The sequence below is a fragment of the Micromonospora sp. AB353 genome (assembly GCF_049538395.1).
Lineage (GTDB): Bacteria > Actinomycetota > Actinomycetes > Mycobacteriales > Micromonosporaceae > Micromonospora > Micromonospora aurantiaca.
The window spans coordinates 36319-59110 of the sequence record NZ_JBMVFV010000036.1 but is presented as its reverse complement, the minus strand read 5'-3'; the positions used below and the strand labels follow the sequence as shown (position 1 = coordinate 59110).

Below are 22792 nucleotides of genomic sequence, written 5' to 3'. Positions count from 1 at the left end.
CGGTTCGTCCCGCTGCCCGGATCGCGACCGGGGGCGGGCATCCGGCCGTCCGGCAGCGCCTAGGCTGGGCGGATGGTTGATCGCAGCGACCCCGAACCGACCGAGGCGAGCATCCGGCGGGCACTGGGGCGGGCCGCCACCGGCCGGGCGCTCGACGCCGGCGAGGCGAGCGCGCTGCTCGCCGCTCGCGGGCCGATGCTCGACGACCTGCTCCGGATCGCCGGCGACATCCGCGACGCCGGGCTGCGCGACGCCGGGCGGCCGGGCGTGGTCACGTACTCGAAGAAGGTCTTCATCCCGCTGACCCGGCTCTGCCGGGACCGCTGCCACTACTGCACGTTCGCCACCGTGCCGCACCGGCTGCCCGCCGCCTACCTGGAACGCGACGAGGTGCTGGCGATCGCCCGCGAGGGTGCCGCGCAGGGCTGCAAGGAGGCGCTGTTCACGCTCGGCGACCGGCCCGAGGAGCGGTGGCCGGCGGCCCGCCGGTGGCTGGACGAGCGGGGGTACGACTCGACACTCGACTACCTGCGCGCCTGCGCCGTGGCGGTGCTGGAGGAGACCGGCCTGCTGCCGCACCTGAACCCGGGCGTGCTCACCTGGTCGGAGCTGCAACGGCTCAAGCCGGTCGCGCCGAGCATGGGCATGATGCTGGAGACCACCGCCACCCGGCTCTGGTCCGAGCCGGGCGGCCCGCACTACGGCTCCCCGGACAAGGAACCCGCGGTACGCCTGCGGGTGCTCGACGACGCCGGCCGGGTCGGGGTGCCGTTCACCACCGGAATCCTGATCGGTATCGGCGAGGACCGGGCCGAGCGGGTCGACGCGATCTTCGCGATCCGCCGGGCGATGCGGGAGTACGGCCACCTCCAAGAGGTGATCGTGCAGAACTTCCGCGCCAAGCCGGACACCGCGATGCGCGGCATGCCGGACGCGGAGCTGCACGACCTGGCCGCCACGGTGGCGGTGGCCCGGGTGCTGCTCGGCCCGAAGGCCCGTATCCAGGCTCCGCCGAACCTCATCGCGGGCGAGTACGACCTGCTGCTGCGCGCCGGCATCGACGACTGGGGCGGCGTCTCCCCGGTCACGCCCGACCACGTCAACCCGGAGCGGCCCTGGCCGCACCTGGACGAGCTGGCGGCGCGTACCGCGAGTGCCGGGTTCACGCTGCGCGAGCGGCTGACCGTCTACCCGGAGTACGTGCGTGCGGGCGAGCCGTGGCTCGATCCGCGCCTGCTGCCGCACGTCACCGCGCTCGCCGACCCGGCCACCGGGCTCGCGGTCGAGGCGGCCCGCCCGGAGGGACGGCCCTGGCAGGAGCCGGAGTCGGGCTACGGCGGCCGGACCGACCTGCACGTCACCATCGACGTCACCGGCCGCACCGACGACCGGCGGGGCGACTTCGACAGCGTGTACGGCGACTGGGCCGAGGTGGCCGGCAAGGTGGCGCCGGAGGCGCGCGCCGGCGTACCTCTGGGTGGTGGCGCGGACGCCGACCTGCGCGCGGGCCTGCGGCTCGCGGCTGACGACCCGGCGGCGCTGCTGACGCCGGCGCACGAGGCGAAGGCGCTGGCGCTGTTCGGCGCGGACGGCCCGGCGCTGGACGAGCTGTGCCGGCTCGCCGACGACGCGCGCCGGGACGCGGTCGGCGACGACGTGACCTACGTGGTCAACCGCAACATCAATTTCACGAACGTCTGCTACGTGGGCTGCCGGTTCTGCGCGTTCGCCCAGCGGGAGAGCGACGCCGACGCGTTCCGGCTCTCGCTGAAGCAGGTCGCCGACCGGGCCGAGGAGGCGTGGACCGCTGGCGCGACCGAGGTGTGCCTCCAGGGCGGCATCGACCCGAAGATGCCGGTGACCGGGTACGCCGACATCGTCCGCGCGATCAAGGCGCGGGTGCCGGACATGCACGTGCACGCGTTCTCCCCGATGGAGATCGTCACCGCCGCCGCGAAGGCCGGCGTGCCGGTGCGGGAGTGGCTGCTCCAGCTCCGCGAGGCCGGGCTGGACACCATCCCGGGCACCGCCGCCGAGATCCTCGACGACGACGTGCGCTGGGTGCTCACCAAGGGCAAACTGCCGGCCGCCGCCTGGGTCGAGGTGGTGAGCACGGCCCACGAGCTGGGCATCCGGTCCAGCTCCACGATGATGTACGGCCACGTGGACCACCCGGGCCAGTGGCTCGCCCACTTCCGGGTGCTGGCCGGCGTGCAGGACCGTACCGGCGGGTTCACCGAGTTCGTGGCGCTGCCGTTCGTGCACACGAACGCGCCGATCTACCTGGCCGGCATCGCCCGCCCAGGCCCGACCTGGCGGGAGAACCGGGTGGTGCACGCGATGGCCCGGCTGCTGCTGCACGGCCGGATCGACAACATCCAGTGCTCCTGGGTGAAGCTGGGCGACGCGGGCACCGTGGAGATGCTGCGCGGCGGCTGCAACGACCTGGGCGGCACGCTGATGGAGGAGACGATCTCCCGGATGGCCGGCTCGGGCAACGGGTCGGCCCGTACCGAGGAGCAGTTGCGCGCCATCGCGACCGTTGCGGGACGGCCGTTCCGCAAGCGGACGACCGCGTACGGTCACGCCCGCGCCTGAGGTCGAACCTTTACCCGCCGCGGCCCGTACCTGTGGATGCCGGCGGCGGTTTCGGCGAGGACCGCCGCCGGTGACCCCGAACCGGGGCCCGGCGGTGTCCGGGCGCCCGGGGCCCGTTGCGGCGCTGCGGCGCCGGTCCGGAAAGGTTGCCGATGAGCACTGACGAGACCACCGAGGCGCCGAAGAAACGGCGGACCTGGCCGCGGTTGACCCGCAGGCAGACGCTCACCGCCGCGGCGAGCGCGACACTGGGCGCCGCCGCCCTCACCGTGCCGGGCCTGTCCGCCGCGCAGAACGCGCCCACGGCGAGCCGGCGCGACGAGCCGATCGTGGTCCACCTCCGCGACGCCGCCGCCGGTGTCATGGACGTCTTCGTCGGTACCAACCGGGTCGAGGTACGCGACCGCGGCCTGGCCGACCGCCTGGTGCGCGCCGCCGGCCGGCGCTGATCCCACCCTCCGCCGGCGCGGGCTCCCGGCGCCGGTTCCGACTTCCGTTCCCCCGACGAAGGTGCGTCCGCCATGTCCTCTCACCGCGAGGCCCCGGAGATCGCCAAGGATCCGGTCGCCGACAGTTCCGACCTGTACGCGTTCGTCACGCCGAGCCAGCCGGACACGGTCACGTTGATCGCCAACTACGTGCCGGTGCAGCTTCCGTCCGGCGGTCCGAACTTCTTCGAGTTCGGTGACGACGTCCGGTACGAGATTCACATCGACAACGACGGGGACGGTTATCCGGACGTCACCTATCGTTTCGAATTCACTACCGAGATCACGAACCAGAACAGTTTTCTCTACAACACCGGGCCGATCGAGTCGCTGGAGAGCAAGAACTGGAACCGGCGGCAGTTCTACCGGCTGACCCGGATCGCGGACGGCCGCGCCCGAGTGCTGGCGCACAAGCTGCCCTGTCCGCCGTGCAACGTCGGCCCGCTCTCCACGCCGAACTACCAGAACCTGGTCCGGCAGGCGACGTTCAAGCTGTCCACCGGCGAGAAGGTGTTCGCCGGGCAACGCGCCGACGGTTTCTTCGTCGACCTGGGCGCGGTGTTCGACCTGGGCACGCTGCGGCCGTTCCAGCAGTTGCACGTCGCCGGCAAGAAGCTGTTCCGCACCGAGGGCGAGCCGGTGAACGCGCTGGACCGGCTCAACGTGCACAGCCTCGCCGTGCAGGTGCCGCTGCGCCAGGTACGCCGCAAGGCGTCCCGCTACGGCTACGCCGACCGTGCCTCGACGATCGGGGTCTGGACCAGCGCGTCCCGCCAGCAGGTGCGGGTGCTGGGGGAGCGGGTGGCCGCCGACACCGCCGCCGGACCCTTCACTCAGGTGTCGCGGCTCGGTAACCCGTTGTTCAACGAGGTCATCGTGCCGATGTCCAGGAAGGACGTCTGGAACACGCTGCCGCCGTCGGAGGACAAGCGGTTCGCCGGGTTCGTGGAGCGGCCCGAGCTGGCCGCGCTGCTGCCGGCGCTCTACCCGGGTGTGTTCCCCAATCTGGACGCGCTCAACAAGTCCAAGAAGCCGCGCGCCGACCTGGTGGCGATCCTGCTGACCGGCGTCCCGGCCGGACTGATCGACGGCTTCGCCAACACCACAGGTGACGTGCAGGCGGACATGCTGCGGCTGAACACGGCGATCCGGCCCAGCCGTACCCCGGACCGGTTCGGCGTGCTCGGCGGCGACCTGGCCGGCTTCCCCAACGGCCGCCGTCCCGCCGACGACGTGGTGACGATCGCGCTGCGCGCCATCGCCGGGCTGACCGTGCCGCTCGTCGACAAGACGTTCCGGCCGGACGCCGCCGCGGCGGCGGTGACACCGGGCCTGAGCGCGGCCGATGTGACAGCGCCGTTCCTGGCCGACTTCCCGTTCCTCGGCACGCCGTACGACGGGTTCGGCAACCCGCAGGCGAAGAAGTCCTGACGGGAGCCGGCGAATGTCACACCATCACGATCTCGGCCCGTCGGAGGTCGGCAGCGTCGTGCTCGACCTCGGCGGCGACCGGGGCGCGCTGATCATCCACACCGGGCGGGACCTGCACGGCCGGGAGATCGAGATCAGCCGGGTGGACCTCGACGGCCCGCGGACCCACTCCGCCGTACGCGAGCGGCATGTCCGGGACGGGGTGTTCCACAGTGCGGTCTACCCGGATCTGGAGGCGGGCGTGTATACCGTCTGGTGGGACGAGAGTACGTCCGCCGGCGCGATCTCGGTCACCGGTGGGTCGATCGCCGAATTCGTTTGGCCCACCAGCTCACCAGCCCGCTTGGACTGATCCGTCAGTCGCGCCGGAACCCGCGCCTCGTCCACATCATGGACGGGGCGCGGTCGGCGTTGGACGGCTCGACGGGCGGTACCACGGGAAGCGGGTTACCCTTTGCCCCACCAATTCTGATCTTGGTACGAGCGGCCGGCGGGGGCGTCCGGCCGGCCTGCCGGCGATGCGCCACGGCAGAAAACTTCCGGCAACTCGCCGGGGAGGGCGTTACTCGTCCGGGGTCTGAATCGATAGGGCAGGTTGCGAGGCTACGGGCGACCGGGGCGGTCGTCACGGACGTGTCGGGAGGGCGACTCCATTATCAAGTTTGGCTTGACGGCGCACGCATTACACGCGTGTAATTTGAATGGGGTTGTTCGCACGGAACGCAACAAATGGTGACCGTACGGACAGGCACGCCTTTCGCGTGGGGGGTTGCAGCGGCGAATGACGCCGGTGCGCGACAAGGAGGCAATCGATGGACGGCCAGCTCGAGGTGGCCGACCTGCTCGGGAACGCGCCGGAGTGGCAGGAGCGAGCGCTCTGCTCGCAGACCGACCCGGAGGCGTTCTTTCCCGAGAAGGGCGGCTCGACCCGCGAGGCGAAGCGCATCTGCTCGCGGTGCGAAGTGAAGACGGAATGCCTGGAGTACGCGCTCGGTCACGACGAGCGGTTCGGGATCTGGGGTGGCCTCTCCGAGCGGGAGCGGCGCAAGCTCAAGCGGCGGGTCGCCGCCTGATCCACGTACGGGTCCATGGGCGGTGGGGGCCGCCCGGACCCGGGTCGTCGTCCGGCCGGCGCGTCCGGCCGGGTGGCGGCGTCTGCCCGGCGGGGCCGGTCAGGCCAGCTCGTCCGGGTCGACCCCGAGCAGATTCGCCACCTGCTCGATGATCACGTCGTGCACCAGGTCGGCGAGGTCCTCGCGGTCCATCGCGCGGAACTCCAGCGGCCGCCGGTAGAGCACGATCCGCGGCGGCACCTCCTGGCGGCCGGGCCGCCCCGGCAGCAGCCGGGCGAGCGGCACCTCGCCGTCCTCCAGCACGTCCGAGTCGTAGACGTTCAGATCCGGCGGGACGTCCTCGACCGCGAACTCCACCCCGGCCAGTTCCTTGGCGAACCGGCGTTCGAGCGTCTCCACCGTGTCGAGCACCAGATCGTCGAAGACCTCGGCCTTCGTCCGCGCCAGCGGGACCGTGGCCGGCACCAGCCGCCCGCGCAGCCCGCGACCGTGCCGGTCACGGTGGGTGCGCCGGCCGGAGCCGGGGCGGCGGTTCTGCGGGCTCGTCATGACGGACAGGGTAGCCCGGGTCGGCGGTCCACCCGCCGTCGCGCGGCCGACCGGCGCGCCGGTGTGCCGATCGGCGGAATTGTGATCACCATGACGGGCGTGTCGTAACGCGAAGCGGTGCGCCGGACCCGGTAATGGGGATACCCTGCCGCCGTGAGGTCACCACGGCGCTGCTCCCGTAACGGCTGCCCCCGGCAAGCGGTCGCCACACTGACCTATGTCTACAACGAGTCGACGGCGGTGGTGGGCCCGCTCGCGGCGTTCGCCGAACCGCACACGTACGACCTGTGTGAGCCGCACGCCCGCAGCCTGACCGCCCCGCGCGGCTGGGACGTGGTGCGGCACGAGGGCGAGTTCGAGCCGCCGCCGCCCACCACCGACGACCTGGTGGCGCTGGCCGAGGCGGTACGCGAGGCCGCACGTCCCGCCCCGCCGCGTCCCCCGGAGGACGAACCCACCACCAAGCCCCAGACCCCCCAGCAGGGCCGCCGGGGCCACCTCCGGGTCATCCCACCCCACCACTGAACGACCCCGCCCAGGCCACGGCCCCCGGGCCAGACCAAGGTCAACACCAGTACGGGGAAGTGGCGCCATCCAGGCCACCCGGACCCCACCACCACCCCGGACTGGTGTCGATCATGAACCCCGGGCGCACCGGGGTCAGTGGCCCAGGAAGCGGGTGAAGAGGTCGGCTCGGCGGGACGGGCGGGACGTACGGTGCTCGCTCTTGTCGGCTGAGGACATGATCTTCAGGCCGGCGTTCATGGCGAGCCAGCGCAGCGGCTCCGGTTCCCAGCGCGGGGAGCGGTGGCCCACCCAGGGCAGCGCCGTCAGGTCGCTCTCCACGCCCCGGATCAGGTCGGCGAGCGTACGCCCGGCGAGGTTGCTGGTGCCGACGCCGTCACCGACGTAGCCGCCGGCCCAGGCCAGCCCGGTACGGCGGTCCAGCCCCACCGACGCGGCCCAGTCCCGGGCCACGCCGAGCGGCCCGCCCCAGGCATGCGTCACCGGCACCTCCGGCCCGAGCACCGGGAACAGCTCCCCGAGCGCCCGGCGCAGCGCCGCGAACACCCGCGGCTCCCGGTCGAAGTCCGGCCGGACCCGGGAGGCGTAGTGGTAGGGCGCGCCCCGCCCGCCGAACGCGAGCCGGCCGTCGGCGGTGCGCTGGCCGTACACGATGACGTGCCGGTAGTCGGAGAACGTCTCCCGCTCCGCCAGCCCGATCCGCGCCCACGTCTCCTCGGGCAGCGGCGGGGTGGCCACCATCAGCGAGTAGACGGGCGCCACTGTGCGCCGCCGGCCCGGCAGCCCCGGCGTGTAGCCCTCCGTCGCACGCACCACCACGGGCGCCCGGACCACGCCCGCCGCTGTCACCGCCGCGCCCGGCCGCAACGCGGTCACCGGGGTGCGCTCGTGGATGCGGACGCCCCGGCGCTCCACCGCCCGGGCCAGACCCCGGACCAGCTTCGCCGGGTGCACCGCCGCGCAGTGCGGGGTGTACGTGCCGCCGCGTACCCCCTCGGCGGCGCAGCGCGCGGCGGCCTCGCCGGCGTCGAGCAGGGTCAGGTCGTCGTCGGTCAGCCCGTGCGCGTGGGCCTGGGCGACCTCGGCGCGGGCCCGGGCGAGCTGGGCCTCGCCGCGCGCGAGCATCACCGTGCCGCCGGCCCGCCAGTCGCAGTCGATGCCCTCGGCGGCGGCGACCCGCCCCACCTCGGTGACGGTGTCGTGCATGGCCCGCTGCATGGCCAGTGCCCGGTCCCGGCCGTGCCGCCGGGTCAGCGCCGGCAGCGAGGTGGGGAACAGCGCCGAGCACCAGCCGCCGTTGCGCCCCGACGCGCCGTACCCGGCGATCTCCCGCTCCAGCACGACGATGCGCAACGTGGGGTCGGCCCGGGCCAGGTAGTACGCCGTCCACAGCCCGGTGTACCCGGCGCCCACGATCGCCACGTCGGCGTCCGTGTCGCCGGGCAACCCGGGTCGCGGTGTCAGCGGTTCGTCCAGGCCGGACAGCCAGTACGACAGGTGCCGGTAGTCGGTCATCGGCGTCAGAGCCGCGACCACGCCTCGGTCAGCACCGCGCGCAGGATCTGCTCGATCTCGTCGAAGTGCTGCTGGTCGGCGATCAGCGGCGGGGCGAGCTGCACCACCGGGTCGCCCCGGTCGTCGGCCCGGCAGTAGAGCCCGGCGTCGAACAGCGCGGTGGACAGGAAGCCGCGCAGCAGCCGCTCGGACTCGGCCTCGTCGAACGTCTCCCGGGTCGTCTTGTCCTTCACGAGTTCGATGCCGTAGAAGTAGCCGTCGCCGCGGACGTCGCCGACGATCGGCAGGTCGTGCAGCTTCTCCAGGGTGGACCGGAACGCGCCCTCGTTGGCCCGGACGTGCCCGATCAGGTCCTCCCGGGCGAACACCTCCAGGTTGGCCAGCGCGACCGCGCAGGAGACCGGGTGGCCGCCGAACGTGACGCCGTGCGCGAACATGCCGGTCTCGGTGAGGAACGGCTCCATCAGCCGCTCGCTGGCGATCATCGCGCCGAGCGGGGCGTAGCCGGAGGTGATGCCCTTGGCGGTGGTGATGATGTCCGGCTGGTAGCCGTAGCGGACGGCGCCGAAGTACTCGCCGAGCCGGCCCCAGGAGCAGATCACCTCGTCGCTGACGAGCAGCACGTCGTACGCGTCGCAGATCTCGCGTACCCGCTCGAAGTAGCCGGGCGGCGGCGGGAAGCAGCCGCCGGAGTTCTGCACCGGCTCCAGGAAGACGGCGGCGACCGTCTCCGGGCCCTCCCGCTCGATCGCCCGGCCGATCTCCTCGGCGGCCCAGCGGCCGAACGCCTCGGCGTCGTCGCCGTGCTCGGGCGCCCGGTAGAAGTTGGTGTTCGGCACCTTGATGCCGCCGGGCACCAGCGGCTCGAAGTCGGTCTTGATGCCGGGCAGGCCGGTGATCGACAGCGCGCCCATCGAGGTGCCGTGGTAGGCGATGTAGCGGCTGACCACCTTGTGCTTGGTGGGCTTGCCGGTGCGCTTGAAGTAGGCCCGGGCCAGCTTCCACGCCGCCTCGACGGCCTCGGAGCCGCCGGTGGTGAAGAAGACCCGGTTCAGGTCGCCGGGGGTGAGCGTGGCGATCTTCTCGGCCAGCTCGACGGCCTTCGGGTGGGCGTACGACCAGAGCGGGAAGTAGGCCAGCTCGCCGGCCTGCTTGGCGGCGGCCTCGGCCAGCTCGGCGCGGCCGTGACCGGCGTTCACCACGAACAGCCCGGCCAGCCCGTCCAGGTAGCGGCGGCCCTGCGCGTCCCAGACGTACGCGCCCTCGCCCCGGACGATTGTCGGAACCTCGCCGGCGGGGTAGCTCGCCATGCGGGTGAAGTGCATCCAGAGATGGTCGGTGGCGTTGGCCATGTCAGCCCCATCGGGTCTCGGGCCGGTCAGGGGTGACACCGGCCGCTCTGCCCACGGTTATCCCACAGGCGATGCCGATAAGGCAAGCGAAAAAGCTTCAGCGCGACGGATTCAGCGCTATATCACTGCACTGTCAACGGAATCCGCATCACGCGGTGCCCCAGCTGTAGGTCTGCTTGCGCAGCTTCAGGTAGACGAACGCCTCGGTGGAGAGCACCCCGGGCACGCCGCGCAGTTTCTGCAGGATCTCCAGCAGGTGCGCGTCGTTGCGGCAGACCACCTCGGCCAGCAGGTCGAACGAGCCGGCGGTGATCACCACGTAGTCGATCTCCTCGAACTCGGCCAGCCGGTCGGCGACGGGTTCCAGGTCGCCGTCGGTGCGCAGCCCGATCATGGCCTGGCGGGGGAAGCCGAGCTGGAGCGGATCGGTGACCGCGACGATCTGCATGACGCCCGCGTCGAGCAGCCGCTGCACCCGCTGGCGTACCGCCGCCTCGGAGAGGCCGACCGCCTTGCCGATGCTCGCGTACGGGCGGCGCCCGTCCTCCTGGAGCTGCTCGATGATCTGCTTGGCCACGTCATCGAGCAGAGCGTGGTTGGCGCCGTCACGCACGGTGAGCCGACGGCCGCCGTTTCCGTTCTCCTGGTGCCGGTTGACCATCGACGCTCCTCATGTCCGAATCTTCGTGTTGAGCGTAGTGCCCCGCGCAGTCTGGCGTATTTCGTGGCGACTGGCTATTCCGGCAACGGAATCCCTTGTGAGAGAGGTTTTCTCATGTCAGGATCAGTCGTCCATCGCCACTGACCCTCCCGCCGGCGCGCCGCCCCCGTCCCGCCGCCGACGATGCCCCCCAAGGAGTCGTCACATGCGTAGTCCCCTCCGGCCCCTCACCCGGCGTGGTCTGCTCACCGGGACCGTCGGCTCGGCCGCGCTGCTCGCCACCGCGGGCACCCTGGCCGGCTGCGGGACCAAGGGCGCCCAGCAGACCGAAGCCGGATGCAAGAGCGAGGATCTGTCCGCCACCGAGAAGAAGGTCGCCTTCTCGAACTGGCCGCAGTACATGGACACCGACGAGAAGGACGAGTCCAAGCGCCCCACGCTCGACGCGTTCGTCGCCGCCACCGGTATCCAGGTGACGTACACCGAGGACGTCAACGACAACAACGAGTTCTTCGGCAAGGTCCGCAACCAGCTCGCCGGATGTCAGAGCACCGGCCGGGACATCATGGTGCTCACCGACTGGATGGCCGCCCGGGTGATCCGCCTCGGCTGGGTCCAGAAGCTGGACAAGTCGAAGATGCCGAACGTCGAGGCGAACCTGCTGCAGTCGCTGCGCGGTCGCTCCTTCGACGCCGAGACCCAGCTCGCCGTCCCGTGGCAGTCCGGCCTGGCCGGGCTCGCGTACAACGCCAACGTCACCAAGGAGATCCGCACCGTCGACGAGCTGCTCACCCGCCCCGATCTCAAGGGCAAGGTGACCGTGCTGTCGGAGATGCGCGACACCATCGGCCTGCTCCTCCAGTCGCTCGGCCACGACCCGGCCAAGTTCACGTCGGCCCAGTTCGACGACGCGCTGAACAAGCTCAAGAAGGCGGTGGACAGCAAGCAGATCCGGCGGTTCACCGGCAACGACTACGCGCCCGACCTGGCCAAGGGCGACATCGCCGCGTGCATCGGCTGGTCCGGCGACGTGGTCCAGCTCGGCTTCGACGACGAGAAGATCAAGTTCGTGGTGCCCGAGTCCGGCGTGATGCTCTGGTCGGACAACATGCTGGTGCCGAACAAGGCCACCCACAAGGCCAACGCCGAGGCGTTGATGAACCACTACTACGACCCGGCGGTGGCGGCGAAGCTGGCCGCGTACGTCAACTACATCTGCCCGGTGCAGGGCGCGCAGGCCGAGATGGAGAAGATCGACCCGGACCTGGCGAACAACCCGCTGATCTTCCCGGACGACACGATGCTGTCCAAGGCCAAGGTCTTCATGGCGCTCGACGAGGCGCAGGAGAAGGAGTACGAGACCAAGTTCCAGCAGGTGATCGGCGCGTGAAGGGGCAGCAGACCCCGGCCGGTGACCTGCGACTGGTCGACCTGACCAAGCGGTTCGGCGTCTTCACCGCCGTCGACGACCTCACCCTCACCATCCCGCAGGGCTCGTTCTTCGCCCTGCTCGGCGCGTCCGGCTGCGGCAAGACCACCACGCTGCGGATGATCGCCGGGCTGGAGCAGCCCACGAGCGGACAGGTGCTGCTCGGCGAGCAGGACATCGCCGGGCTGCGGCCGTACAAGCGGCCGGTCAACACCGTCTTCCAGAGCTACGCCCTCTTCCCGCACCTGGACATCCACGAGAACGTGGCGTTCGGGCTGCGCCGTCGCGGCATCCGCAAGGTGGGCGACCAGGTGGAGCAGATGCTCGCGCTGGTCCAGCTCGAAGGGTACGGCCGGCGCCGCCCGGCCCAGCTCTCCGGCGGCCAGCAGCAGCGCGTCGCGCTGGCCCGGGCACTCATCAACCACCCGCAGGTGCTGCTGCTCGACGAGCCGCTCGGCGCGCTCGACCTGAAGCTGCGCCGGCAGATGCAGATCGAGCTGAAGCGGATCCAGACCGAGGTCGGCATCACGTTCGTGCACGTCACCCACGACCAGGAGGAGGCCATGACGATGGCCGACACGGTCGCGGTGATGAACGCCGGCCGGATCGAGCAACTGGGCGCGCCCGCCGACATCTACGAGTACCCGGCCACCGCGTTCGTGGCGAACTTCCTCGGCCAGTCCAACCTGCTCGCCGCCGAAGCCGGCGGTCGCGCCGCCGACGACGTGCTGGTCACGGCGCACGGCTCGCGCTTCTCGGTGCCCGCCGGCCGGGCCCGGCTCACCGACGGTCCGGCTTTCCTCGGCGTACGTCCGGAGAAGCTGCACCTGGTCGACGGCCCGGACCGGGTGCCGGCCGGACACCAGCACGTCGGTGGCGTAGTCACCGACGCCTCCTACGTCGGGGTGAGCACCCAGTACCTGGTGCGCACCGCGTGGGGCAGCGAACTGTCCGCGTTCGCCGCGAACAGCGGGCTGGGCGGTCAGTTGCCGGTCGGCGCGGCGGTGACCGCGCACTGGGATCCGCGGCACGCGTTCCTGCTGCCCCGGGCCGCCGGTGAGGACGACCAGACCGCGCCGCTGCTCGACGAGCCGCCGGTGGGTGCGCTGCCATGAGCGAGCGCAGCGAGCGAAGCGGAGTGGCGGCATGAGCGCGCTGGCCCACGTACCGACCTCCGCCGGGAAACCGGCGCCGCCGCCGGTGCGGCGCGGGCGCAGCCGGCTCCTGCCGTACCTGTTGCTGCTGCCCGGCGCGGTCTGGCTGCTCGTCTTCTTCGCACTCCCGCTGGTGCAGCTCGCCTCGGCCAGCCTCTACGACCCGGCCGGCTCGCTCTCCACCGGGTACGCCATGACCTGGGCGTTCAGCAACTACCCGGACGCGTTGCAGGCGTACTGGCCGCAGTTCTCCCGGTCGTTCCTCTACTCGGCCATGGCGCTGGTGCTCGCGCTGCTGATGGGCTACCCGCTGGCGTACGCGATCGCGCAGAAGGCCGGCCGGTGGAAGAACCTGCTGCTGGTCGCGGTGGTCGCGCCGATGTTCACCAGCTTCCTGGTCCGCACGCTGGCCTGGAAGACCATCCTGTCGGACAACGGCGCGCTGGTCGGGCTGCTGCGCGACGTGCACCTGCTCGGCCCGGACGGCCGGCTGCTCGCCACCCCGATCGCCGTGGTGCTCGGGCTGACGTACAACTTCCTGCCGTTCCTGGTGCTGCCGCTGTACGCGAGCCTGGAGCGGCTCGATCCCCGGCTGCTGGAGGCGGCGAGCGACCTGTACGCGAGCCCGCTGCGCGCGTTCGCCAAGGTCACGCTGCCGCTGTCGATGCCCGGCCTGATCGCCGGCACGCTGCTGTTCTTCATCCCGGCCACCGGTGACTACATCAACGCCGAACTGCTCGGTACGCCGAACGAGTACATGATCGGCAACGTCATCGACTCGGCGTTCCTGGTCCGGCTGGACTATCCGCAGGGCGCGGCGCTGTCGTTCCTGCTGATGGCCGCGATCCTGGCGATCGTCTTCGTCTACCTGCGGAAGGCCGGCACGGAGGAGGTGCTCTGATGAGGCGCTGGCTCGCCGACCGGTGGGTGATGGGCGTGGCACTGCTCGTCCTCGGCTACCTGACGCTGCCGATCATGGTGGTCGCCGGCCTGTCCTTCAACCGGCCCTCCAGCCGGCTCTCCTACGACTTCAACGAGTTCACGCTCGACAACTGGAAGCAGCCCTGCGCCACCTCGGACATGTGCGACGCCGTGGTGCGCAGCATGCAGATCGGCCTCATCGCCACAGTCGTCTCCACGCTCCTCGGCACGCTGATGGCGTTCGCGCTGGTCCGGCACAGCTTCCGCGGCCGGTCCGGGCTCAACGGGCTGATCTTCCTGCCGATGGCCACCCCGGAACTGGTGATGGGCACCTCGCTGCTCGCCCTCTTCGTCGCCGCCGGGGTGCCGCAGGGCTTCTGGACCATCGTCATCGCGCACGTCATGTTCTGCGTGTCGTTCGTCGTGGTCACCGTGAAGGCCCGGCTCTCCGGCATGGACCGGCGGCTGGAGGAGGCCGCGATGGACCTGTACGCCAGCGAGTGGCAGACGTTCCGCCGGATCACGCTGCCGCTCGTGCTGCCCGGCATCGTGGCCGCCGCGCTGCTGGCGTTCTCGCTCAGCTTCGACGACTTCATCATCACGAACTTCAACGCCGGCACCACAGTTACGTTCCCCATGTACGTCTGGGGCGCCTCCCAGCGCGGCATCCCGCCGCAGGTGAACGTGATCGGCACGGCCATGTTCGTGATCGCGTTGCTGCTCGTCGGGGCCACCTCGCTGCGCGGGCGGCGGGCGCGCCGGGCCGCCCTCGCGGTGGTCGCCACGCCGGCGGGCAAGCCATGACACTCCCGCATACCGGCCGGGCGCTGGCCGACGCCGCGCCCGTGTCGTACTGGCTGGACCGCCCGGTCCGCCCCGACCCGCTGCCGCCGCTGTCCGGGACGCACACCGCCGACCTGCTCGTGGTCGGCGGCGGGTACGCCGGACTGTGGACCGCGCTGCTCGCGAAGGAGGCCGACCCGGACCGTGACGTCCTGCTCGTCGACGCGGGCACGTGCGGCTGGGCGGCGTCCGGGCGCAACGGCGGGTTCTGCGCCGCGTCGCTCACCCACGGGCTCGCCAACGGCGTCGAGCGGTTCCCCGGCGAGATCGGCGAGCTGGAACGGCTGGGCCGGGAGAACCTCGACGCGATCGCCGCCACCGTGGCGAAGTACGACATCGACTGCGACTTCGAACGTACCGGCGAACTGGCGGTGGCCGTCGAGCCGTACCAGCTCGACGGGCTCGCGGCCGACGCCGAGCTGGCCCGCCGGTACGGCCACGACGTGCGGCTGCTCGACCGCGACGAGGTACGCGCCGAAGTGGCGTCGCCGACGTACCTGGGCGGGATGTGGGACCGCGACCGGGTGGCCCTGCTCGACCCGGCGAAGCTCGCCTGGGGACTGCGCCGCGCCGCGCTCGACCTGGGCGTACGTGTGCACGAGCACACCCGCGTCACCGGCCTGGCCGGCGACGGCGCCGCGCTGCGGGCCACCACTGCGGGCGGCGCGGACGCGGCGCCCGGCACGGTACGGGCGCGGCAGGTCGTGCTCGCCACAAACGCGTTCCCGCCGCTGCTGCGCCGGCTGCGCTCCTGGGTCGTGCCGGTCTACGACTACGCGCTGATGACCGAGCCGCTGACCGAGGCGCAGCGCGACGCGATCGGCTGGCGGCACCGGCAGGGGCTCGCTGACACCGGCAACCAGTTCCACTACTACCGGCTCACCGCCGACAACCGGATCCTGTTCGGCGGCTACGACGCCGTCTACCACTACGGCAACCGGGTGGCGCCGGCGCTGGAGCAGCGCGAGGCCACCTTCACCACGCTCGCGGAGCACTTCTTCGCGACCTTTCCCCAACTCGACGGGCTGCGGTTCAGTCACCGCTGGGGTGGCGTCATCGACACCTGCACCCGGTTCTGCGCGTTCTTCGGCACCGCGTACTCCGGACGCCTGGCGTACGCGGCCGGGTTCACCGGGCTCGGCGTCGGCGCGACCCGGTTCGGCGCCCGCGTCACGCTCGACCTGCTCTCCGGCACCGACACCCCGCTGACCCGGCTCGACCTGGTGCGCCGCAAGCCGCTGCCGTTCCCGCCGGAACCAGCCCGGTCCGTGGGCATCAACCTCACCCGCTGGTCGCTCGCCCGCGCCGACGCGCGCGACGGCCGGCGCAACCTCTGGCTCCGTACTCTCGACCGTCTTGGACTGGGGTTCGACTCCTGATGCGTATCCTCCTCGTCGGCGCCGGTGGCGTCGGCTCCGCCGCCGTATCCATCGCCGCCCGCCGTACCTTCTTCGAGATCATGGTGGTCGCCGACCACGACCCGGCGCGTGCGGCGCGGGCCGTCGCCGGGCTCGGCGACCGGTTCGTGGCCGCCACAGTCGACGCGTCCTCCGCCGACGCGGTGGCCGCGCTGTGCCGGGAACACCGGATCACGCACGTGCTGAACGCGGTCGACCCGCGCTTCGTCATGCCGATCTTCGACGGCGCGTTCGCCGCCGGGGCCGACTACCTCGACATGGCGATGTCGCTGTCCCGGCCGCACCCCGAGCGCCCCTACGCCGAGACCGGGGTCAAGCTCGGCGACGAGCAGTTCGCCGTCGCGGAGCGGTGGGCCGCCGCCGGGCGGCTCGCGCTGTGCGGCATCGGCGTCGAACCGGGCCTGTCGGACGTCTTCGCCCGCTACGCCGCCGACGAACTCTTCGCCGAGATCGACGAGATCGGGGTACGCGACGGCGCGAACCTCACCGTCGCCGGCTACGAGTTCGCGCCGTCGTTCTCCATCTGGACCACCATCGAGGAGTGCCTCAACCCGCCGGTGATCTGGGAGGCCGGGCGCGGCTGGTTCACCACCGAACCGTTCAGCGAGCCGGAGGTGTTCGACTTCCCGGCCGGGATCGGCCCGGTCGAGTGCGTCAACGTCGAGCACGAGGAGGTGCTGCTCATCCCGCGCTGGGTGCCGGCGAAGCGGGTCACCTTCAAGTACGGCCTCGGCGCCGAGTTCATCGAGGTGCTCCGCACGCTGCACAAGCTCGGGCTCGACTCCACCGAGCCGGTGCGCGTACGCGGCGTCGACGTGTCACCGCGCGACCTGGTGGCCGCCGCGCTGCCCGACCCGGCCACGCTCGGCGACCGGATGAGCGGCAAGACGTGCGCCGGCACGTACGTCACCGGCACCGGCCCCGACGGCCGGCCGCGCCGCGTCTACCTCTACCACGTGGTCGACAACGAGTGGTCGATGGCCGAGTACGGCCACCAGGCGGTGGTCTGGCAGACCGCCGTCAACCCGGTCGTCGCGCTGGAACTGCTCGCCACCGGCGCCTGGTCCGGCACGGGCGTGCTCGGCCCGGAGGCGTTCCCGCCGACCCCCTTCCTGGACCTGCTCACCGGCTACGGTTCGCCGTGGGGGATGGAGGAGCGATGACCCGGTACGGCCCGATGTACGGACCCGACATCACGTTCCTCGGTGTGCCGCCGTGCACCGTCGAGGAGCCGGTCACGTACGCCGACGCGGACGTGGTGATCATCGGGGCGCCGTTCGACGGCGGCACCTCGCACCGGCCGGGCACCCGGTTCGGGCCGTCCGCCATCCGGCAGGCCTGCTACCTGCCGCACGACGGCTCCCGCCCGTCGCTGGCACTGCGCGTGGACGGGCTGAAGGATCTGTGCGTCTACGACGCCGGCGACGTCGAGATGTTCAGCGGCGACATCGAGCGCTCGCTCGCCGCGCTGGAGACCGCCGTGCACGCGGTCGCCGCCGCCGGGGCGATCCCGGTGGTCCTCGGCGGCGACCACTCCATCGCGCTGCCCGACGCGACGGGTGTGGCCCGGCACCACGGCCTCGGCCGGGTGTCACTCGTGCACTTCGACGCGCACGCCGACACTGGCGACGTCGAGTTCGGTTCGCTGCACGGCCACGGCCAGCCGATGCGCCGGCTCATCGAGTCCGGCGCGGTACGCGGCGACCGCTTCCTCCAGATCGGGCTGCGTGGCTACTGGCCCGGCCCGGAGACGCTGGCGTGGATGGCCGAGCAGCGGATGCGCTCGTACGAGATGACCGAGATCGTGGCGCGCGGCCTGGACACCTGCCTCACCGAGGCGTTCGGCATCGCGACCGACGAGTGCGAGGGCGTGTTCCTCTCCGTCGACGTGGACGTGGTCGACCCGGGCATGGCGCCCGGCACCGGCACGCCCGAGCCGGGCGGGTTCACCTCCCGGCAGCTGCTCGACGCGGTGCGCCGGGTCTGTTACGAGCTGCCGGTGGTCGGGCTGGACGTGGTCGAGGTCGCGCCGCCGTACGACCACGCCGACATCACCGCGTACCTGGGCAACCGGGTGGTGCTGGAGGCGTTGTCCGCGATAGCCCGCCGCCGCCGCGACGCCGAGACCGGAACCCCGTGGAGCCCCACCCAGCCGCTCCTGGACGACCGCTGACAGCTAGCCCGACATGTTTAGCTCGGGCTATAGTCGGGGCATGGGTGCGGACGGGAAGCGCTGGTCGGTCCGGGTCACTGGCGAGGTCCGGCACTGGCTGCGCGACCTGCGGGACCACGACCCGGCGTCGTACGAGAGCGTCCGGGTGGCGGTGGACAAGCTGGCCGAGGTGGGGCCGGGGCTTGGTCGCCCGCTCGTGGACACACTGCGTGGAAGCAGTCTCCGTAATCTGAAGGAGCTGCGGCCCCGCTCCGGTCGGGACGTGGCTGTCAGGGTGCTGTTCGTCTTCGATCCCTGGTCGCAGGCGGTCCTCCTGGTCGCCGGCAACAAGGCGGGCAACTGGACCCGCTGGTACCGGCAGTACATCCCGGCGGCGGAGGTTGCCTACAAGGCTTGGCTCGACAGCGAGCGCGAGCGAAGGGGGGAGTCGTGACGGAGTTCTATCACTGGGACGAGGTCCGCGCCGAACTCGGCGGTGACGACGAGGCATACGAGGCGGAGCGCGCCCGGACCGACGCGTGGGTGAGTGCGTTCCACCTGGCCGAGGAGCGCAAGCGGCTGGGGCTCACCCAGCGGCAGGTCGCCGAGATCATGGGGGTCACGCCGGGCCGGGTCAGCCAGATCGAGAACGGCGACCTCGACGTCAACGAGGTGGCCACGCTGAGCCGATACGCCAACGCGCTCGGTGCCCGGCTACGGATCATCTTCGACTACGGCGACGACCTCCGGCAGATCGCCTGACCGGAGGCCGTCGACCCCGGTCAGGGGTGGGCGCAGCGGGGGCGTAGGCGTACGCGTTCGGTGGTTTCGGTGATCGAGTTGGGCTCGATCACCAGGCGCGCGATCGTGGTGGCCGGGCCGGGGCGGAACCTGCCCTGGTCGGCGGGGATGGTCGCGGTCCAGGTGCCGGCGGTGCGGTCGTCGGTGCACGCGCCGATCACGCCGAACCCGAAGCCGGTGACCGACCCGCGCCGTACCCGCTGCTCGAGGTGCACCTCGATGTACGCGAGGCCGCGCTCGGCCCCGCAGTCGAACCGGCCGCCGACGGTGGCGGTGTGCGCCCGCACGTCGGCGGCGCCGAACCAGTTGACGGAGATGCTGGGGGAGGCCGCCGGGGCAGCGACGGCGGCGCCCGGCGCGAGCCCGAGCGTGGCGGCGGTGGCGAGGGCGGTGAGGCCGGCGGCGAGCACTGGCTGTCGGACCGGGTTCATGCGCGGTCTCCTGTCGGGCGGTGGTGGGACGCGACCCGGTAACGACTCGAGCGGAGGTGGGACGCGTACTCCGAAGTGGACGGCGTCAGCATCCCACCGCCGCGATGCCCGCGAGCTGCAAGATCTCGGACAGATCAGCGGTTCAGGTGGGACCGGATGAGGAAGCGGACGCCCTCCGGCGCCTCCAGGGAGAAGCCGCTGCCCCGGCCGGGCACCACGTCGACGGTGAGCCGGGTGTGCCGCCACAGCTCCCACTGGGCCTTCGACATCCAGAACTCCACCGGCTCGGGCACGCCGTCGACCGCCAGCGAGGCGAGCAGCACGTCCGAGCCGCCGGTGCGGAACTCACCGGCCGGGTAGCACATCGGGGCGCTGCCGTCGCAGCAGCCGCCGGACTGGTGGAACATCAGCGGGCCGTGCTGCCCCCGCAGCGACCGGATCAGGTCGGCCGCCGCGGGGGTCACTGTCACGGTGTCGCCCATCAGAAGAAGCCCAGCTTCTTCGGCGAGTAGCTGACCAGCAGGTTCTTGGTCTGCTGGTAGTGCTCCAGCATCATCTTGTGGTTCTCCCGGCCGATGCCTGACTGCTTGTAGCCGCCGAACGCCGCGTGCGCCGGGTAGGCGTGGTAGCAGTTCGTCCACACCCGGCCGGCCTGGATCGCCCGCCCGGCCCGGTACGCGGTGTTCAGGTCCCGGGTCCACACGCCGGCGCCGAGCCCGTACAGCGTGTCGTTGGCGATCTTCACGGCGTCGTCCAGGTCGGCGAAGGAGGTCACCGACACGACCGGGCCGAAGATCTCCTCCTGGAAGATCCGCATCGAGTTGTCGCCTTCGAAGATGGTCGGCTGGACGTAGTAGCCGCCCGCCAGCTCGCCGCCGAGGTCGGCCCGCTCACCGCCGGTGAGGACGCGGGCGCCCTCCTGCCGCCCGATGTCCAGGTAGGACAGGATCTTCTCGAGCTGGTCGTTAGACGCCTGCGCGCCGACCATCGTGTCGGTGTCCAGCGGATGCCCCTGCTTGACCGCCTTCGTCCGCTCGACGGCGGCGGCGAGGAAGTCGGAGTAGTGGCCCTGCTGGATGAGCGCCCGGGACGGGCAGGTGCACACCTCGCCCTGGTTGAGGGCGAACATGGTGAAGCCCTCGAGGGCCTTGTCCCGGAAGTCGTCGGAGGCGGCGCTGACGTCGTCGAAGAAGATGTTCGGGCTCTTGCCGCCCAGCTCCAGCGTGACCGGCTTGATGTTCTCACTGGCGTACTGCATGATCAGCCGCCCGGTGGTGGTCTCGCCGGTGAACGCCACCTTCGCCACCCGCGGCGAGGACGCGAGCGGCTTGCCCGCCTCGACGCCGAAGCCGTTCACCACGTTCACCACGCCCGGCGGCAGCAGGTCGCCGATCAGCGAGAGCAGGTAGTGGATCGAGGCGGGCGTCTGCTCGGCCGGCTTGAGCACCACCGCGTTGCCGGCGGCCAGTGCCGGGGCGAGCTTCCACACCGCCATGAGGATCGGGAAGTTCCACGGGATGATCTGCCCGACCACGCCGAGCGGCTCGTGGAAGTGGTAGGCGACGGTGTCGTCGTCGAGTTCGCCGAGCGAGCCCTCCTGCGCCCGGATCGCGCCGGCGAAGTAGCGGAAGTGGTCGATCGCGAGTGGGATGTCGGCGGCGAGCGTCTCGCGTACCGGCTTGCCGTTCTCCCACGTCTCGGCGATCGCCAGGGACTCCAGGTTGTCCTGCATGCGGTCGGCGATCCGGTTGAGGATCAGCGAGCGTTCGGCGACCGACGTGCGGCCCCACGCGTCGGCCGCGCCGTGCGCCGCGTCGAGCGCCTTCTCCACGTCCTCGGCGGTGCCCCGGGCCACCTCGCAGAAGGTCTGCCCGGTCACCGGGGTCGGGTTCTCGAAGTACTTCCCACCGTGCGGTTTCACGTACTCGCCGCCGATGTAGTGGTCGTAGCGGGACTGCCAGTGGGTGGGGGCGTCGTAGCGCGTCATGGGTACCTCCGCCGTCCGTCTGGGGTGGATGGCGGGCAGGCTAGTTTCCGGGACGTTGCAGGAACGTTGCGCGCGGCAGCGCGTACTCCTCGGCGAGCTGGCGGGCCCGCGCGACGGCGAGCGGCCGGCGGGGCGCGCCCGGCGGCAACGCCCGGGCCAGGGCCTGCCAGGCGGCCAGGTCGTCGGACCCGGCCGCCGTCGCGGTCCAGGCCGCGAGCAGCCCCGGGTCGGCGCCGGCCAGCACGGCGGCACGCAACTGGCCGTCGACCAGGCGGCGCAGTCGCGCGACTCCCGGCGCGTCCGACAGGGGCAGCAGGGGCCCGGGGTACGCGCGCAGCGCCGCCGCCGGATCGCCACGTTCCAGCAGTTCGGTGACGGTACGGAAGTCGGCGCGCACGGCCGGCCGCAGCCGGTACGGGCGGGAGTCGAGCAGTTCCTCGCCGAGCACGCGGCGTAGCCGGGACAGCTCGGCGCGCAGCGTGACCGGGTGCCGCCTGTCGTCGCCGTAGAGGTCGAGGCCGAGTTGTTCCCCGGTGCGGCCCTCGGGATGGTCGACGAGCAGTACCAGAAGTTCGCTGTGCCGCCGGCCGAGCCGGATGCGCCGGCCGCCGACGCGCAGCTCCGCCTCGTCTCGCCCGAGCGCCGACACGTACGCCACGTCCGGCGCGGCGGGCGCGGCGCCGGCCAGGAACGCCTCGGCGGCGCGAGCGGTGGCCCGGACCAGTGCGAGGCTCTGCGGGTTGGCCAGGTGGTCCCCGCCGGTGATGTCGACGGCGCCGAGCAGCGCGCCGCTGGCCGGGTCGTGGATCGGCGCGGCGGCGCAGGTCCAGCGCTGCACCGGCCGGACGAAGTGCTCGGTGGCGAAGATCTGCACACCGTGGTCGACGGCGAGGGCGGTCCCGGGGGCGTTCGTGCCGGCGTGCGCCTCGTCCCAGCGGGCGCCCGGCACGAAGTTCATCCGCTCGGCGTGCCGCAGCACCCCGGGGTGGCCCTCCACCCAGAGCAGCCGCCCGGCGGCGTCGCAGACCGCCATCAGGTGCGCGCCGTCCTGCGCGATGCCGCCGAGCAGGTCGCGGAACAGCGGCATCACCCGGGCCAGCGGATGCGCGGCGCGGTACGTCTCCAGCGCGTCGTCGGTGAGGTCGACCGGCGCGGTGGCCTCCGGGTCGAGCAGCGCGGACCGCTCCCAGGACCGGGCCACCACCTCCCGGACCCGGCCGGAGGTGGTGCCGGCGGTAAGGAACGCCTCGTGGGCGGCACCGATCTGCGCGATCCGCTCCACCGGATCCGCGCCGAACTCCAGGGCGAGCCACGGGTCAGCCACCAGCGCCTCCTTCCACCCATCGTGACCCACCTCACGCCGGAGCGCCAATGCGTGATCCGGGTCGCCTCGGCGGCGCTCCCCTTCCGCCCGCCGACGGACCGGACGGCCCCACGCCGGTTGCTGCGGGCGCCGATGACCGG

Annotated in this window: 23 protein-coding genes; 15 read left to right on the top strand and 8 right to left on the bottom strand. The window is 71.9% G+C overall.

The window, feature by feature from the left end; translation table 11 throughout:
• Positions 1 to 72 precede the first annotated feature (72 nt).
• From ACPCK6_RS16750 to ACPCK6_RS16730, 5 genes are all read left to right on the top strand, one after another.
• Positions 73 to 2598: a bifunctional FO biosynthesis protein CofGH gene (locus tag ACPCK6_RS16750; RefSeq protein ID WP_423481570.1), complete on the top strand. Its 2526-nt coding sequence runs from the start codon at positions 73 to 75 to the stop codon at positions 2596 to 2598.
• Between the two features lie 152 nt (positions 2599 to 2750).
• Positions 2751 to 3047: a hypothetical protein gene (locus tag ACPCK6_RS16745; RefSeq protein WP_396879995.1), complete on the top strand. Its 297-nt coding sequence runs from the start codon at positions 2751 to 2753 to the stop codon at positions 3045 to 3047.
• Between the two features lie 72 nt (positions 3048 to 3119).
• On the top strand, positions 3120 to 4517 hold the full coding sequence (locus ACPCK6_RS16740) for a DUF4331 domain-containing protein (protein WP_423481569.1): 1398 nt from the start codon (positions 3120 to 3122) through the stop codon (positions 4515 to 4517).
• Between the two features lie 13 nt (positions 4518 to 4530).
• Positions 4531 to 4869, top strand: a complete 339-nt coding sequence (locus ACPCK6_RS16735) for a hypothetical protein (protein WP_013284160.1) — start codon at positions 4531 to 4533, stop codon at positions 4867 to 4869.
• 460 nt (positions 4870 to 5329) lie between these two features.
• Positions 5330 to 5590: a WhiB family transcriptional regulator gene (locus ACPCK6_RS16730; protein WP_013284161.1), complete on the top strand. Its 261-nt coding sequence runs from the start codon at positions 5330 to 5332 to the stop codon at positions 5588 to 5590.
• A 99-nt stretch (positions 5591 to 5689) separates the two neighbouring features.
• Here the strand turns inward: ACPCK6_RS16730 and ACPCK6_RS16725 are convergent, their stop codons facing one another.
• On the bottom strand, positions 5690 to 6139 hold the full coding sequence (locus tag ACPCK6_RS16725) for a metallopeptidase family protein (RefSeq protein ID WP_018787548.1): 450 nt from the start codon (positions 6137 to 6139) through the stop codon (positions 5690 to 5692).
• Positions 6140 to 6292: 153 nt separating this feature from the next.
• Here ACPCK6_RS16725 and ACPCK6_RS16720 point away from each other — a divergent pair, with 153 nt between their 5' ends.
• Positions 6293 to 6664: a DUF3499 domain-containing protein gene (locus ACPCK6_RS16720; RefSeq protein ID WP_091418612.1), complete on the top strand. Its 372-nt coding sequence runs from the start codon at positions 6293 to 6295 to the stop codon at positions 6662 to 6664.
• A 135-nt stretch (positions 6665 to 6799) separates the two neighbouring features.
• Here the strand turns inward: ACPCK6_RS16720 and ACPCK6_RS16715 are convergent, their stop codons facing one another.
• The 3 genes from ACPCK6_RS16715 to ACPCK6_RS16705 form a co-directional block, all read right to left on the bottom strand.
• The gene (locus ACPCK6_RS16715) at positions 6800 to 8179 is read right to left on the bottom strand and encodes an NAD(P)/FAD-dependent oxidoreductase (protein ID WP_423481571.1); all 1380 of its coding nucleotides are present in this window, start codon (positions 8177 to 8179) and stop codon (positions 6800 to 6802) included.
• A gap of 5 nt (positions 8180 to 8184) precedes the next feature.
• The gene (locus tag ACPCK6_RS16710) at positions 8185 to 9531 is read right to left on the bottom strand and encodes an aspartate aminotransferase family protein (RefSeq protein ID WP_194798500.1); all 1347 of its coding nucleotides are present in this window, start codon (positions 9529 to 9531) and stop codon (positions 8185 to 8187) included.
• A gap of 148 nt (positions 9532 to 9679) precedes the next feature.
• Entirely contained in the window at positions 9680 to 10192 is a 513-nt protein-coding gene (locus ACPCK6_RS16705; RefSeq protein ID WP_423481568.1) for an Lrp/AsnC family transcriptional regulator, read from the bottom strand.
• 205 nt (positions 10193 to 10397) lie between these two features.
• Between ACPCK6_RS16705 and ACPCK6_RS16700 the strand changes: the two genes are divergently transcribed.
• From ACPCK6_RS16700 to relB, 9 genes are read left to right on the top strand one after another with little or no spacing between them, the layout of a single operon-like run.
• Positions 10398 to 11582 carry a polyamine ABC transporter substrate-binding protein gene (locus ACPCK6_RS16700; protein ID WP_318332468.1) on the top strand — a complete coding sequence of 395 codons (1185 nt, stop codon included), beginning with the start codon at positions 10398 to 10400 and terminating at the stop codon, positions 11580 to 11582.
• A complete protein-coding gene (locus tag ACPCK6_RS16695; RefSeq protein ID WP_423481567.1) occupies positions 11579 to 12736 on the top strand; it encodes an ABC transporter ATP-binding protein in 1158 nt (385 codons plus the stop codon). Before ACPCK6_RS16700 ends, ACPCK6_RS16695 begins: the two co-directional genes overlap by 4 nt.
• Positions 12737 to 12767: 31 nt before the next feature.
• Positions 12768 to 13676, top strand: a complete 909-nt coding sequence (locus ACPCK6_RS16690) for an ABC transporter permease (protein WP_262012463.1) — start codon at positions 12768 to 12770, stop codon at positions 13674 to 13676.
• On the top strand, positions 13676 to 14500 hold the full coding sequence (locus ACPCK6_RS16685) for an ABC transporter permease (RefSeq protein WP_043326456.1): 825 nt from the start codon (positions 13676 to 13678) through the stop codon (positions 14498 to 14500). The genes ACPCK6_RS16690 and ACPCK6_RS16685 overlap by 1 nt, the downstream gene beginning before the upstream one ends.
• Positions 14497 to 15918 (top strand): NAD(P)/FAD-dependent oxidoreductase, encoded by a 1422-nt coding sequence (locus ACPCK6_RS16680; RefSeq protein ID WP_396879998.1) that lies wholly within the window; start codon positions 14497 to 14499, stop codon positions 15916 to 15918. Before ACPCK6_RS16685 ends, ACPCK6_RS16680 begins: the two co-directional genes overlap by 4 nt.
• A complete protein-coding gene (locus ACPCK6_RS16675) occupies positions 15918 to 17120 on the top strand; it encodes a saccharopine dehydrogenase family protein (RefSeq protein ID WP_423481566.1) in 1203 nt (400 codons plus the stop codon). Before ACPCK6_RS16680 ends, ACPCK6_RS16675 begins: the two co-directional genes overlap by 1 nt.
• Positions 17117 to 18130 carry an agmatinase gene (gene speB / locus ACPCK6_RS16670; protein ID WP_423481565.1) on the top strand — a complete coding sequence of 338 codons (1014 nt, stop codon included), beginning with the start codon at positions 17117 to 17119 and terminating at the stop codon, positions 18128 to 18130. Before ACPCK6_RS16675 ends, speB begins: the two co-directional genes overlap by 4 nt.
• Positions 18131 to 18170: 40 nt before the next feature.
• Positions 18171 to 18563 carry a type II toxin-antitoxin system RelE/ParE family toxin gene (locus ACPCK6_RS16665; RefSeq protein WP_396880001.1) on the top strand — a complete coding sequence of 131 codons (393 nt, stop codon included), beginning with the start codon at positions 18171 to 18173 and terminating at the stop codon, positions 18561 to 18563.
• Complete coding sequence (gene relB, locus ACPCK6_RS16660) at positions 18560 to 18871, top strand: type II toxin-antitoxin system RelB family anti-toxin (RefSeq protein ID WP_013284175.1); 312 nt, start codon at positions 18560 to 18562, stop codon at positions 18869 to 18871. The genes ACPCK6_RS16665 and relB overlap by 4 nt, the downstream gene beginning before the upstream one ends.
• Positions 18872 to 18891: 20 nt before the next feature.
• On the opposite strand, the gene ACPCK6_RS16655 is transcribed toward relB, so the two are convergent.
• The 4 genes from ACPCK6_RS16655 to ACPCK6_RS16640 all read right to left on the bottom strand — a co-directional run bounded on the left by ACPCK6_RS16655 (position 18892) and on the right by ACPCK6_RS16640 (position 22652).
• Complete coding sequence (locus tag ACPCK6_RS16655; protein WP_396880002.1) at positions 18892 to 19341, bottom strand: hypothetical protein; 450 nt, start codon at positions 19339 to 19341, stop codon at positions 18892 to 18894.
• 134 nt (positions 19342 to 19475) lie between these two features.
• Positions 19476 to 19823 carry a DUF779 domain-containing protein gene (locus tag ACPCK6_RS16650; protein ID WP_318332477.1) on the bottom strand — a complete coding sequence of 116 codons (348 nt, stop codon included), beginning with the start codon at positions 19821 to 19823 and terminating at the stop codon, positions 19476 to 19478.
• Complete coding sequence (gene adh / locus ACPCK6_RS16645; RefSeq protein WP_423481564.1) at positions 19823 to 21328, bottom strand: aldehyde dehydrogenase; 1506 nt, start codon at positions 21326 to 21328, stop codon at positions 19823 to 19825. The genes ACPCK6_RS16650 and adh overlap by 1 nt, the downstream gene beginning before the upstream one ends.
• Before the next feature lie 40 nt (positions 21329 to 21368).
• Positions 21369 to 22652, bottom strand: a complete 1284-nt coding sequence (locus ACPCK6_RS16640) for a sigma-54-dependent transcriptional regulator family protein (RefSeq protein WP_423481563.1) — start codon at positions 22650 to 22652, stop codon at positions 21369 to 21371.
• Between the last annotated feature and the right edge of the window lie 140 nt (positions 22653 to 22792).

Bases quoted from the DNA above. Each gene is read 5' to 3' on its own strand.
- ACPCK6_RS16740 (WP_423481569.1), top strand. From the start codon at position 3,120: ATGTCCTCTCACCGCGAGGCCCCGGAGATCGCCAAGGATCCGGTCGCC.
- ACPCK6_RS16665 (WP_396880001.1), top strand. From the start codon at position 18,171: ATGGGTGCGGACGGGAAGCGCTGGTCGGTCCGGGTCACTGGCGAGGTC.
- ACPCK6_RS16710 (WP_194798500.1), bottom strand. From the start codon at position 9,531: ATGGCCAACGCCACCGACCATCTCTGGATGCACTTCACCCGCATGGCG.
- ACPCK6_RS16675 (WP_423481566.1), top strand. From the start codon at position 15,918: ATGCGTATCCTCCTCGTCGGCGCCGGTGGCGTCGGCTCCGCCGCCGTA.
- ACPCK6_RS16750 (WP_423481570.1), top strand. From the start codon at position 73: ATGGTTGATCGCAGCGACCCCGAACCGACCGAGGCGAGCATCCGGCGG.
- speB (WP_423481565.1), top strand. From the start codon at position 17,117: ATGACCCGGTACGGCCCGATGTACGGACCCGACATCACGTTCCTCGGT.
- ACPCK6_RS16730 (WP_013284161.1), top strand. From the start codon at position 5,330: ATGGACGGCCAGCTCGAGGTGGCCGACCTGCTCGGGAACGCGCCGGAG.
- ACPCK6_RS16745 (WP_396879995.1), top strand. From the start codon at position 2,751: ATGAGCACTGACGAGACCACCGAGGCGCCGAAGAAACGGCGGACCTGG.
- ACPCK6_RS16685 (WP_043326456.1), top strand. From the start codon at position 13,676: ATGAGGCGCTGGCTCGCCGACCGGTGGGTGATGGGCGTGGCACTGCTC.
- ACPCK6_RS16715 (WP_423481571.1), bottom strand. From the start codon at position 8,179: ATGACCGACTACCGGCACCTGTCGTACTGGCTGTCCGGCCTGGACGAA.
- ACPCK6_RS16650 (WP_318332477.1), bottom strand. From the start codon at position 19,823: ATGGGCGACACCGTGACAGTGACCCCCGCGGCGGCCGACCTGATCCGG.
- adh (WP_423481564.1), bottom strand. From the start codon at position 21,328: ATGACGCGCTACGACGCCCCCACCCACTGGCAGTCCCGCTACGACCAC.
- ACPCK6_RS16705 (WP_423481568.1), bottom strand. From the start codon at position 10,192: ATGGTCAACCGGCACCAGGAGAACGGAAACGGCGGCCGTCGGCTCACC.
- ACPCK6_RS16655 (WP_396880002.1), bottom strand. From the start codon at position 19,341: ATGAACCCGGTCCGACAGCCAGTGCTCGCCGCCGGCCTCACCGCCCTC.
- ACPCK6_RS16700 (WP_318332468.1), top strand. From the start codon at position 10,398: ATGCGTAGTCCCCTCCGGCCCCTCACCCGGCGTGGTCTGCTCACCGGG.
- ACPCK6_RS16735 (WP_013284160.1), top strand. From the start codon at position 4,531: ATGTCACACCATCACGATCTCGGCCCGTCGGAGGTCGGCAGCGTCGTG.
- ACPCK6_RS16725 (WP_018787548.1), bottom strand. From the start codon at position 6,139: ATGACGAGCCCGCAGAACCGCCGCCCCGGCTCCGGCCGGCGCACCCAC.
- ACPCK6_RS16680 (WP_396879998.1), top strand. From the start codon at position 14,497: ATGACACTCCCGCATACCGGCCGGGCGCTGGCCGACGCCGCGCCCGTG.
- ACPCK6_RS16690 (WP_262012463.1), top strand. From the start codon at position 12,768: ATGAGCGCGCTGGCCCACGTACCGACCTCCGCCGGGAAACCGGCGCCG.